The sequence below is a fragment of the Eubacterium sp. AF19-12LB genome (assembly GCF_003479125.1).
GTDB classification, from domain to species: Bacteria; Bacillota; Clostridia; order Lachnospirales; family Lachnospiraceae; genus Eubacterium_U; species Eubacterium_U album.
The window spans coordinates 211,051-224,016 of record NZ_QUGP01000003.1 but is presented as its reverse complement, the minus strand read 5'-3'; the positions used below and the strand labels follow the sequence as shown (position 1 = coordinate 224,016).

General features: G+C 32.9%; 10 protein-coding genes. 1 reads left to right on the top strand and 9 read right to left on the bottom strand.

Annotation, left to right across the window (positions count from 1 at the left end; translation table 11 throughout):
• Positions 1–30 precede the first annotated feature (30 nt).
• From nagB to DWX29_RS04125, 9 genes are all read right to left on the bottom strand, one after another.
• Positions 31–756, bottom strand: a complete 726-nt coding sequence (nagB, locus tag DWX29_RS04160) for a glucosamine-6-phosphate deaminase (protein ID WP_117909879.1) — start codon at positions 754–756, stop codon at positions 31–33.
• Positions 757–763: 7 nt separating this feature from the next.
• Positions 764–1,633, bottom strand: a complete 870-nt coding sequence (locus DWX29_RS04155) for an HAD family hydrolase (protein WP_118565239.1) — start codon at positions 1,631–1,633, stop codon at positions 764–766.
• Positions 1,617–3,941 (bottom strand): glycosyl hydrolase family 65 protein, encoded by a 2,325-nt coding sequence (locus tag DWX29_RS04150; protein WP_118565238.1) that lies wholly within the window; start codon positions 3,939–3,941, stop codon positions 1,617–1,619. The genes DWX29_RS04155 and DWX29_RS04150 overlap by 17 nt, the downstream gene beginning before the upstream one ends.
• A gap of 18 nt (positions 3,942–3,959) precedes the next feature.
• Positions 3,960–4,832: a carbohydrate ABC transporter permease gene (locus DWX29_RS04145; protein ID WP_117909876.1), complete on the bottom strand. Its 873-nt coding sequence runs from the start codon at positions 4,830–4,832 to the stop codon at positions 3,960–3,962.
• A 1-nt stretch (position 4,833) separates the two neighbouring features.
• A complete protein-coding gene (locus tag DWX29_RS04140; RefSeq protein ID WP_117909875.1) occupies positions 4,834–5,718 on the bottom strand; it encodes a sugar ABC transporter permease in 885 nt (294 codons plus the stop codon).
• A 70-nt stretch (positions 5,719–5,788) separates the two neighbouring features.
• A complete protein-coding gene (locus DWX29_RS04135) occupies positions 5,789–7,114 on the bottom strand; it encodes an extracellular solute-binding protein (RefSeq protein WP_117909874.1) in 1,326 nt (441 codons plus the stop codon).
• 308 nt (positions 7,115–7,422) lie between these two features.
• The gene (locus DWX29_RS04130) at positions 7,423–8,619 is read right to left on the bottom strand and encodes an MFS transporter (RefSeq protein WP_022088516.1); all 1,197 of its coding nucleotides are present in this window, start codon (positions 8,617–8,619) and stop codon (positions 7,423–7,425) included.
• Positions 8,620–9,051: 432 nt separating this feature from the next.
• Positions 9,052–9,210, bottom strand: coding sequence for a hypothetical protein (locus DWX29_RS12770; RefSeq protein ID WP_022088517.1), 159 nt, complete (start codon positions 9,208–9,210; stop codon positions 9,052–9,054).
• A gap of 10 nt (positions 9,211–9,220) precedes the next feature.
• A complete protein-coding gene (locus DWX29_RS04125; RefSeq protein WP_118565237.1) occupies positions 9,221–10,969 on the bottom strand; it encodes a discoidin domain-containing protein in 1,749 nt (582 codons plus the stop codon).
• Between the two features lie 234 nt (positions 10,970–11,203).
• Here DWX29_RS04125 and DWX29_RS04120 point away from each other — a divergent pair, with 234 nt between their 5' ends.
• Complete coding sequence (locus DWX29_RS04120) at positions 11,204–12,958, top strand: histidine kinase (RefSeq protein ID WP_117909871.1); 1,755 nt, start codon at positions 11,204–11,206, stop codon at positions 12,956–12,958.
• Positions 12,959–12,966: the final 8 nt, after the last annotated feature.

Below are 12,966 nucleotides of genomic sequence, written 5' to 3'. Positions count from 1 at the left end.
AAAAATCCGTTCACTATATGCGCGGACAAATTATAAATACTTTGCAGCATCCTTATCTACAATTACCGTAAGATTGTTATGTAACTGTAAAATAGATGCCGGAATTTTTGGAGTTACAGGTCCAAAGAATGCATCTTTTACAATCTGTGCTTTCTTTTCGCCATTTGCAATCAGTAAAATTCGTTTAGATTGCATTATTGATTTAATACCCATAGAAAAAGCTTTTTCAGGAACTTTTTCTCCTTCATGGAATAGTCTTGAGTTTGCATCGATTGTACTTTGTGTAAGTTCAACACAATGTGTTGTCTTTTCAAATGATTCGCCCGGTTCATTAAATCCGATATGACCATTTAATCCGATTCCCAATAACTGCATATCGATTCCGCCTACACTCTTTATGACATTCTCGTATCTTTCGCATTCAGCATCATCATCTATTGCCATTCCATTTGGTAAATGAGTATTTTCTTTTTTGATATTAATTCTGTCAAACAAATATTTGTTCATAAAATATCTGTAGCTCTGTTCATGTTCTGCAGGTAATCCTTTATATTCATCAAGATTAACTGTTCTTGCTTCTGAGAAATCAATATCTCCTTTTTCATACCAGTCAACTAACTGATTATATGTTCCAATAGGTGTCTCGCCTGTTGCCAGTCCAATTACAGCATTAGACTTCATTATTATCTGTGCAGATAAATAATTTGCAGCCTTTCTGCTCATGTCATTATAATCTTTAGCTATAATAATCTTCATTGTGAAATTACCTCTTTCCCTGTTCTATTAAAAAATTAACAAATGTGCTAACTCCACCACCAAGTACTTCTACATTTTCAGGTCTGCTTCCTTCAAGTGAAGATACATCGTAGAAATCACCATTTTTTGTTTTTTCTGTCTTCATAAAGCTATCACTTCCAAATAGTCCGTCTTCAATTCCCACATACTCATCACCCCAGTATGAACATTCCTCAGCTTTAATTCCTTCTGACTCAAATTTACTTAAAATAGTATTAACATTGTCGCTCTTACATGAAATTCCTACTTCTAAATATTTTGCATCACATGTTGCTGAAACCTTTGTTCCAAATCTTTCTCCAATTTCTTCTGAAATTGAAACCATCTGCTTTAAGCCACCATTTATTCCATGCTCACTTAAGATATTCTTTACTCTTGACATTTCATCTTCCTGCATAAACAATTGGTCTCCACGTTCGTCATTAACCATTAAATCTATTTTGCAGTAATTAGGTCTTGAGAAAACAATATCTGTTTCTAAGTTATATTTTTCTAATAACTCTCTGTGAACCTGATAACAAATATCATGAATAGTAAGTAAGCCATTTTTATCCGGGATGCAGTCGGCAAACACTACCGGTTTGCCGTCAACCATTTCATAGTTATATGCACCTCGTCCAAGTCCTAAGTAAAGATTTGAAGCTTCTTCTTTTGTAAAATGTTCATGAAGTTTTCCCTTTGCAATCTTGTCATAAGTTGTTCCACTTACAATAACAAGCTTTACTCCCTGCTGTAGCAACGGTTTCATCGCTGCTACAACTTCTTCTACAGGGGCCTGTCTTGACATAACTGCTGTTCCATCCCAGTCAAAAAATATTGCTTTATATTTCTTGGACATATTTATCTCCTTCCTTACTTAGAACTATCTTTTCTCCTAAACTTTCATATGAAAGTTCGCAATCATTAAGAAGTGTATATTCTACCTCTCTTTCAGCAACCTTTATATTAAGATTACTTCCTTTGTACTGAAGGCAGAATTCATATGACTTCCACTGACTTGGTAACTTAGGATTAATCTGAAGATATCCTGCATTTGATCTTACTCCTGCAAATCCAAATACAATTCCCTGCCATGTTCCTGCCATATTTGCTGCATGAATACCTGCATAAAAATTGTTGTGAATATCATCTAAATCCATACGCGCTGACTGTGAGAAATATTTATAAGCTTCATCATCATATCCAATCTGGCTTGCTAAGATTCCAAAAATACATGTTGATAAAGATGAATGATGAAGTGTTACTGTCTGATAAAAATCATAATTTCTCTTTAATTCTTCATTTGTAAAATAATTGCTATGAAGTAACATTCCTAAAATTGCATCAGCCTGTTTTGCCATCTTCTGTCTATAAACAAACAATGGATGATAATTTTCATAAAGCAAATGTCTCTTTTCTTCAGGAATCTTTGACTCATCCCAAGGTTTTCTCATTAAAAATCCATCATCCTGAGGATAAATCTGCATTTTTTCATCATATGGGAAATACATATTTTCAATGATTCTATCCCAGTAATCAATTTCTTCTTCCTTAAAATCTATCTTTTTAACTAATGCATCATAAGCATCTTTATCAATTTCTTTCATTTTTTCAAGTGCCCATTTAGCATCTCTTATATTTTCCCTTGCCATAAGGTTTGTATAGAAATTGTTATCAACTATAGCATTATATTCATCTGGTCCTGTTACTGCACAAATGCAATACTTGTTATCCTTACATTCTGCAAAGCATCCTACATCAGCCCAAACTCTTGCTGTTTCAACAAGAACTTCTGCTGCTTCATCTACTAAGAACTCATCATCTCCTGTAATATCAAGATAAAGTTTAAAAGCGTAAGCTATGTCTGCATTAACATGATACTGTGCCGTTCCAAGTGGGAAGTAAGTAGAAGCTTCTTCTCCATTTATTGTTCTCCATGGATATAACGCACCTTTTTCATGACCAAGTATTTTTGCGCGGTCTCTTGCCTGATTCAATGTGTCATATCTGTAATTGAGCAGCTGTTTTGCTAACTCTGATTCTGTATAAATGAACACCGGAAGCACATACATTTCTGTATCCCAGAAATAATGTCCCTCATAGCCTTCACCACTAAGTCCCTTTGCTCCCATGCCTGTTCTGCCATCACGACCTGCAGACTGCATTATGTGAAACAAATTGAATCTTATTCCCTGCTGAAGTGCCTCATCACCTTCAACCTTTATATCCGCTTTACTCCAAAATTCGTCCATATGTTTCTTCTGAAGTTTCTCCATTTCATCATATCCAAGATCCATTGCCTTCTTAAGCTCATCCTTAATGAAGTCAATCATCTTGTCTTCTGCGATATCAAAATCACAAGTATATCCAATCATTTTTTCAAATACATATGTTTTACCTTCCTCCACTGATAATTCATATGTAAGTGATGCGTCCTCTTCTAAAACTTCGCTGTTTTTTATTACACCTTCACATTTTGTAAGACTACCGCATGCCATTGACAATCCACTGTGAATTACTTTTCCTTTATGAAGTAAATAATTATCTTCTGCTTTTAACTCTTTAACTGCTAAATGCTTTCCATATGGACCATAGTCAATTAATGGATTTGTTTTTCTTGTATGGTTTTCTACTCCTGCTTCTAAATATGTAGTAAGTTCTATTTTTCCACTAAAATTAACAGGAGTTAATTTTATCTGAATCGCCATAATGTTCTTCTTTTCTAAAGAAACAAGTCTTCTAAATTCAGCTACAACTTTTTTACCATTAGGTGATTTCCATGTAACATTTCTTACTACAACTCCATCTTTCATTAAAAGCTTACGATTGTAATTAATTATTTCACCCTGATTTAAATCAAACACATCTCCATCAATAACAATCTTTGTTTTCTTAAGATTTGGCAAATTCAATAATGACTGACTTTTTTCAGGAAATCCGAAATTCCATTCGCCATACATAATATGTTCGCTCTCGTAAAATCCGTTAATGAAATTTCCTTCAAGACCTTCATCTACCGTAAATGGATATCCCTCATCAAAGGTTCCTCTTGTTCCTATATATCCATTAGAAAGAGCAAATGTAGTCTCATTTCTATAGTTCCACTCTTTTAAGAATTTTTCTTCTGTAATTACCCATTCTTCGATAGGATATGTATTTGCACCCATGCTGCAATCTCCTTTCTCTTATCCTTTTACTGCTCCTGCTGTCAAACTTTCCATTACCTGTTTCTGTAATATGATAAAGAATATAATTGTTGGTAATACCGTAATTACTACTGCCGCAAAAAGTGCAGAATAGTTATTTGCAAATGTTCCTAAATAATAGTTAAGTGCTATAGGTACTGTTCTTGCCGTATCCCCACTTGTAAGCATTAATGCGAAGTAGAATTCATTCCATGTATTGATAAACTGTAACATTGCGATTGTTGCAAGTCCCGGTTTAGCTAATGGTAAAACTACCTTTGTAAATGTCTGAATAAATGTAGCTCCATCAATATACGCTGATTCTTCTAATGCTAAAGGTATTGTTTTGTAATAACTTGTCATAACGAAGAATGACATTGGAATACCCATAGCTGCATAAACAATAATTAATCCAAGCTTTGTATCATACAATCCGACTGTCTTAAAGATTGAGAACAATGGCTGTGAAATTGCCTGTGCAGGAAGCATTAATGATGCTGAAATCATAAGAACCAAAATTGTTTTTAATTTAAAATTATATCTTGCTGTTACATATGCACACATTGCAACTACGCATAATGTAACTAATACGCTGACACCTACTACAATTACACTGTTTAAGAAATATTTCTGAATAGGTGCATATTTAAATGCATCTGCATAGTTTTTAAAATTAAAGCTCTTTGGCAATGACAATGCTGATGCATTGATTTCTGCATAAGTTTTAAATGAACTTAATGCTGCCCAAATAATAGGTCCAATTGAAATAGCTACTATTATTAATAAGAAAATATATTTCGCAATGCCTGCGATTACTCTAATAGCAAGAGGCTGTTTTTTTAAAGTTCTTGGTACGTTAATTGTTTCTGACATTTTATACCTCCTCTATTTCTTTCTTCTGATTAAACAATCTCTGAATTAATATAACTAATACAAGTCCTAAGATAATCTGAATTACACCTACTGCATTAGCTTTACCATAGTTATTTTCAAGTGTTATGATTTTATATAAATACATTGGAAGATTAAGAGTTGAGTTTCCAGGGCCTCCTCGTGTTGTCATGTAAATGATATCGAACTGAGAAACCATTGCTACTGATGCTAAAATTACACATGTTCCAAATGCATTTTTCATCATTGGAATTGTAATGTATCTGTCAGCCTGTCCTGCTGTAGCTCCATCAACCTGAGCTGCTTCATATATTTCAGGGCTTATAGCTCCCATTTCACCTAAGAATATAAGCATATTAAATCCTGAGTAGAAAACCCATGTAGCTGTTACTGTCCAGAAAGCATATTTTGAATTTCCGAAAAGGTTAACAACCTGCATAGTATCAATACCTAATTTTTCATATAACATTTTTACTACACCGAATGTAGGGTTTAAAAGCAATGAGTACATAACTGCTGTTGCTGCTGTTGGAATAATGTTAGGAATTACATATGCAACTCTTGCAAATTTCCATCCCTTTGGCTTTCTTCTTAAAATAAGAGCCATTATAAATCCCATAAGCACATGTAATGTTGACTGAATTACTACCCATTTTAATGTATTTATGATAGATACTCTAAAATCCGGGTCTGCAAATATTGTCTTGAAATTATCTAATCCTAAAAATGTTGGCGACTGAGTCAATGTATAATTACAAAACGAAGTTGCCATAACCATTATGAATGGAATAGCATACACTATGCAAAATAGGATTACACAAGGCAATGCAAATAAAAATATCCATCCTCTCTTGTTTTTTGTAGACATATTTTATACTTCCTTTCAAAAAAATAGTGTTGCACTAACTTTTATTAGTGCAACACTTGATTGTTAAGAATTAATCATTTTTCTGCGCTGCATCTGTAAGCTTCTTACAAAATCCTTTTGCATCTAAGCTGCCACTTGCAAGTTCAGGTAACTGATTTGAAAATTCATCGATTACATTCTGATACCAGTAAGCCTGATTCTGACCATATGTATATGTTGCTTTTGACTGAATATCTAATACTTCTGCCATTAACGGATCAGATTCCTTTAAGCTTTCAGGTACTTCAATGTTACTTGATACAGGCTGTAATCCTGCCATTTCCAATGCCTTTAACTGATTTTCAGCTGTTGTCTCAAACTTAAGGAATGCTACTGCTGCTTTAATCTTTTCAGGGTCTTTTGCACCTACCATGTCACCAGGTGTTGGAACACTTTCCATTCCGTTTCCTGGAAGAAGCATGATACCAACTTTGTCATAGAATCCTTCAGGTGCTTTGTCTTCGCTCTTGAAATCAGGAATCATCCATGGTCCGTTAGGAAGCATTGCTACTTCACCGTTAAAGAAGTGAGTTGCCATTGTGTCATATTTTCCGCCTAAAGCATCTGCTGTTGTGTAGTTCTTTAACATCTTCTGAAGTTCTGCTGTTGCTTTTTCAACTACAGGTACATTGTAATCTGTTGGATACTGAGTATTCATAAATGTGTTTCCTTCATCTCCTGCAGTTCCGATTAAAGCACTGTACCAAAGATTTGATAACCAACCTAAGTCTGCACTATCCATACTTACAGGTGTGATACCTTTTGATTTTAATGTGTCACAAGCTTCATAGAATTCATCCCATGTGCTATAAGCTACATCAGGAGCTTCGATTCCTGCTTTTTTGAATAAATCTTTGTTATAGTAGATATATGAAATTTCCTTTGATACAGGAATTCCGTATACCTTACCTTCATATGAGTTGAATTCAAGATCCTGTTCACTAAACATTGCTTTCCATTCCGGATCATCATCTAAATATGATGTTATATCCTGAACCTTTCCTGATTCAGCAGCTAAAGCCGTAATGTTGTTACCACCGTTTAATACGATGTCAGGAAGATCACCACTTGAGATTAATAATTTAATCTTCTGGTTGTAAGAATCTGTTGTAGGAATTTCTTCAAATTTAAATTCTACGTTCTTACCTTCTTCTGTCTTCTGGAATGCATCAAATAAATATTCATAATAATCTGCTGCATAATCAGTACCTACATGGTAGTTAATTACATTCAATACTACCTTTCCATCATCGCTCTTTGTGTCGTTCTTGCTTGACTTTCCGTCTGAGCCACAGCCTGTCATAAGACCAGCTACCATTGTCAAGCACATGAGTGCACATAACATTTTCTTTCTCATATCTTAACTTCCTCCTTAAAGTTGTTTTGTTTATGTTCACATTATATTGTTTTATTGCAAATATCTGAATAGAATATTTTTACATAAACTTGTGTTTTTTTTACATTATATATAGTAAAAAATCACATACTACCGTGTTGTTTATTTAATTTTTTATACATTTTAGACAATACCATTAATAAATTTACTTTTTATTTATTGTAAATATTAAATATAAGGAGAATAAGTGTAAAATTGTTAGATAATTTGGCAAATTATGTAAAAATTTACGGATGAAACCTGCTATTTTAGATTTCATCCGTAACTATTTAAATCTTACTCTTAAGTTTGTTCATCTTTTCCGACATTATAAACATAACTAAAGTAATTAACATAATATATATTGGAAATAGTGCGATTGTTATGTACTGGGATATTATTCCGAACAAAGCCGGCATAATAATAACTCCCATATATGCAAATGCCATCTGTATTCCTATAATTGCCTGCGAATTTTCTTTTCCAAAATTATCAGGCGTAGCATGTATTACTGATGGATATATTGGAGCACATCCAAATCCGACAAAGCCCAGACCTATTAGAGGGAATATTTCTTTTAACATTTTGTAACTTGAAAATAACTGATTTGCCGGAATTAGCAAAAATACAACTCCTATTAAAATTCCGCATATTCCAAGTCTGATCATTTTTTTATCGCCAAATTTGTCTGCTATAAAGCCACTCAAAAATCTGCCACCCGTAATTCCAATATAAAACAATCCAACAAAACTTGCTGCTGTATGGTTGCTTAACCCTCTGTTTATTACAAAATAACTTGATGCCCATAATCCTGTCGTCTGTTCTACCGCACAGTAGCAAAAAAACGCTATCAAAACAAAAGCTACACCTTTTATTTTAAATATTTCTTTTAATTTCTTTGGTTCTTTCTTTTCAGTTATGCTTTCTTCATTTTTTTCCTGATTTATTTTCCATAACGGTAATGCCGCAAATAAAACAATAGTTAGAACAAGCTGTATTACTGATATTGCCAAATATCCTCCACGCCATCCCTTTCCAAGTGACATTGCTACACCCATTACATACGGTCCAACAGCTGCTCCAATTCCCCAGAAACAGTGTAACCAGCTCATATGTCTTGACGCGAAATGAAGAGCAACATAATTGTTAAGCGCTGCATCTATTGCTCCTGCTCCCAATCCATAAGGAATCGCAAGGAAGCATAACATATAAAAGTTTCCGGAAACTGAAAATCCAAATAATGCAACAGCTGTTAAAAGTGTACTTACTGCCGAAATCATTCCCGTTCCAAACTTATATATTATCTTTTCAGAAAATAAACTTGAAATAACCGTTCCACAGGAAATTAACATTGAAATAATTCCCTCCATTGACAGCTGCGCCCCTAAATCCAAATGCATTTGCGGCCAAGCTGAACCTAAAAGTGAATCCGGCAATCCAAGACTAATAAATGCCAAATAAATAAGCGCTAATAATAATGTAACCATATTCTTTCCTCTCTTTTATATTCATTTAAATTAACATTTTATATAAATATTAGTATTCAAGAATTTAATTTCTTTAATTTACTTATAATAATTAATTATTTACTTTCTTTTATGCTAATACTAATTAATACTCTCATTTTCAATTTCCCATTGCTATAGTGTATCAGTTTTCCTCTATTTTATATATATTTTTTTACAAAAAAATACCTCCTTTCAGACTATGGTTTTACCCAAATTATCAAAAGGAGATATTCTTTGAATTTTCACGGTTGCCCGTTATCGTCTGTAATCTGATTTATTTTCATTATTAACAAACCTGATGACATGACATTTATTTAGTTGAAATTTGCATTTAGGTCTACAGCCATATGCCTATTTTGAAAATTATATAAAGCATATGACTTCAAGACCCGGGAAATGAGAAAGCGACTTTTAATATAAACCTGTCCAACCACTGTTTCCATTATTTATATCTATTACATGATCTAATCCATTCAAAAAATCATCATCACTAACACCGCTTGTTGTTATTACATCTTTTGTATCAAATTCTATTATTTCCATTTTAGGATATTCATATTTTCTCTTCATGTATTTCTCCTTACTGTGCCTGATTAGCATTGTACTTTGTTGCCCAACCTTCTATCATAGCTTTTATAGTCTCTCCAAGTCTATTAAGTTCAGCCTGTCCGCCCTCGCTTTGTGTCATGTTATACGCAACCTGTGCAACTGATCTTGTATCACTCATATTGTCAGAATAAACTGTTGTAGTTGTTCCATCTTTATAAGTAATTGTTACATATGCATTTGCAATAAAACCTCTTGCAAAATTTTCTTCTTTAATATTTACAACTGAGCCACAGTAAGTATTTGTTTTTGCACTTTCGTTTTCTCCATACCAACCATTATTTGCAATATCTAATTTTGTATAGTTACTTTCTTTTTCTAATACGTTACCATTTTTTTCATATAAATCTTTTGTAGTTATAAGCATTCCTTCCTTTATAGCTTTCTGCTCATTAACCGCTTTATAATTATCGCTTGTAACTGTTGTCTGGAATCTCATTCCATAAGGATCTGCCGTTCTGATTCCTGCACCATTTGCAATTGATAAGTTTAATGTATTTACAGCTTCCAAATTAATATTGTCTTTTACTGTTAATCCATCACCTTTTTTGTACATTTCTTCATTATAATAATAACCGTATGTAGCATCTCCATTAACTGTATATGTATCTCCATATGCCGCTTCTGTAGTTGAATCTCCTTCTGTTACAGTATAAACCGGTGAATAAATGTTAAATTCGTACATTGCTGCCCATACCTGTGCAGTACTAGATTGATGCAAAGGCATTCTATTTATTGTAAATCTCACATATTGATATTCATTATCTTTATCTTCACATTCACCGGACTGACTTCTACTCCAATTTTCATTGTCATCGTTCTCATTATTATTCCACAGCATAGTCCATGTGCTCTGATCATTAGAACCTTCTATAACATATTTCCATGTCTGACCATACTGACTTTCACTATCTGATGTATCAGCCTTGGCCTCTTCTAATGTTGGATACGCATCTTTTTGGAATAAAACATTGAATCCCTCTATTTTTCTAGTTTTTCCTAAATCAACTATTATGTACTGACCATTTCCATTTCCATTTCCGCCCCATCTTGATGAAGTGTTTCCATCGGTAACATTTGTAGCCGGAAATCCACCAGCCTCATTACCGCTTCCTCCGTCACTATAATATCCTTTCGCCGAGCATCCTTTTGCAACATTTGTCACTTTAGAATCACTAATTTTAACACCATAAGCACAAAATTCTCTCATTGCAGTCCAAACAAGCGTACCTGGAATATTAGTTATTTTTATTCTTAATTTATTATATACGTTTTCTCCGTATTCCGTGTTTTTTCCTGTTAAAGATTTACTGTTATCAGAATTGTTACTATTGTCCCATAACATATCCCAATTACTTTCATCATCCGTTCCTTCAACTGTATATCCCCACTCTCCGTCGTCTCTTGAGGCTTCAAATACAATCTTAAAATCTGATATTTTATAATATGCTCCTAAATCAATTGTTATTGTTCCTGTAATTCTGCCACCTGCTATCCATAAATTATTTTCATTTCCATCTACAATGTCAGATAAGCTTCCACTAGATACTCCCATATCCGAAGTAACTGTTTTTCCATAAGTCACACACTCATTTCCGGAAAATGTACTTACTTCGCATGTAGTTGTATCGTCTCCCTTAACAGCTGCATAATCACCCATACCAACTGTTGACACGGTCATTATTGCTGCAAGAGACATTGCCAATAATTTCAATTTTTTCATCTTTCCATCTCCATTCTTTATATGATAATGCAATTATATCGGAGTTATTTTTCAGTTTTAATGTAATATTTTTACAAATACTTTGAATTTTTTTACCATTTTTAGACATTTTTTACAATTTCTTTGTATACTTTAATATTTTTGATATAATGTTTATAGCATTCTAAAGTAATTCTTTAAAAATAATTACTTTAAGGTACGGAACTATAAAATAACATCATTCGAGGACAAGGCATGGCAAAAGGATTTTTACATAAAAAAAGGAAACTAAGAACACAGGTTACCATATTAATTACAGTTACTATTGCATTTGCTTTAGTTATTAGTGGTGCATTATTTTGCTATAAGACTATTAATGAACTTCAAAAAAGTTTTAAAGAACAGATTTTTCAGGAAAGCCGCTCTACAATTAGTGCCATATCAACTAATATAGATACTATCGATTCAATATATCGTATATTAATTTCAAACACCAGCGTATATGATTGGTTAGAGAACAATTATGCTGACTCAACTAATTCGGTTACTACTGCAAAACAGATAACTTCTTCCCTTATCATGAATAATTTGTGGGAAAAAAGTTATCTTGAATCAGTTTATATTTATAACAAACGCGGAAAGCAGGTTCATGTTTCAAAAAATGAAACAAATTCTTCATTAATTATGAATAGAAGGATTTACAATTCTCTTACATCTCCTTCTCCTTCACTTTCATTTAGAACCTTTAATGATTCAAACTGCATTTATTTTATAAAGACAATATACAGTTCAAATAATGGTCAGCAGATTGGCGATATTCTTATTTCAATTAACATTAATGAATGGATGTTCTCCCTTAGTCAATATGTTTCTAACGATTGGCGTATATTTATATACAATGATGATTTAGAAGTTATGTCGGGTTTTAAATATAATGCTGAATCAACTAAATTATCATCAATACATAAACAGATTAATGCAATTGATGCATTGAAAATATCCTCTGTTAAATTTGATTCTGACGATTACTTTGTTTTGTCAAATGAAATGGAGTCTATTAACATCAACGCTGCTGTACTTGCCCCTGTCAGTCAGATAGAACATCAGATTTACAATATTCTTTTGCCATATATTATTGCAATCATATCAATTATAATTATTGTTTTAATATTTGCATTTGGAATAAGCAGACTAATCACACAGCCTATTTCCTTAATGATTAATTATGTAAATCGAATTGCGCAGGGAGATTACTCAGGAAATATAAACGGGCTTGAAAAATACGAAGAATTTTATTCTCTCCAATTATCAGTTAACTATATGTTGGATGAGATTCATTCCTTCCACGAAGATATTACGGAACAAAAGTTATTGTTAAAGGATTCTGAAATACGTGCATTGCAATCTCAGATTAATCCTCACTTTCTCTTTAATGTACTTAATGCTATTGCATGGAAAGCTGAGATGTCTGATAACAATGAAATTTATGATATGACGATTGCTCTTGGAGAATTATTAAAAGCAACTGTAAAATCTAAAAATGACTTTGCAATACCTCTTTCAGAAGAATTAAAATATGTCAAATTTTACAGTTACTTACAAAGAATTAGATTTGAAGACCGAATAAGCATCAACTTTCATATTGATGCAGGTCTTGATTCATATAAAGTTCCTGTATTTTGTATACAGACACTTGTTGAAAATGCTTATGTTCATGGTCTTGAACCAAAAGAAAGTTCAGGTGAACTAAACATTTACTTATACGAAAAATATGAATATCTTCATATTTCAATTGAAGATAATGGTATTGGATTTAATGAAATCCCTGATTTTAATAACCAGGCACCTTCATCTAAAGAATCAGGTACATCTAAAGGGCATACCCACGTTGGTCTTCGTAACCTAAATCGGAGATTAATATTAATGTATGGTCCTGAATGTGCCTTACATATTGAAAGTACTCCTATGGTAAAGACAGCTATTTCATTTAAAATTCCATGTGAAAAATAAGAAAGGTG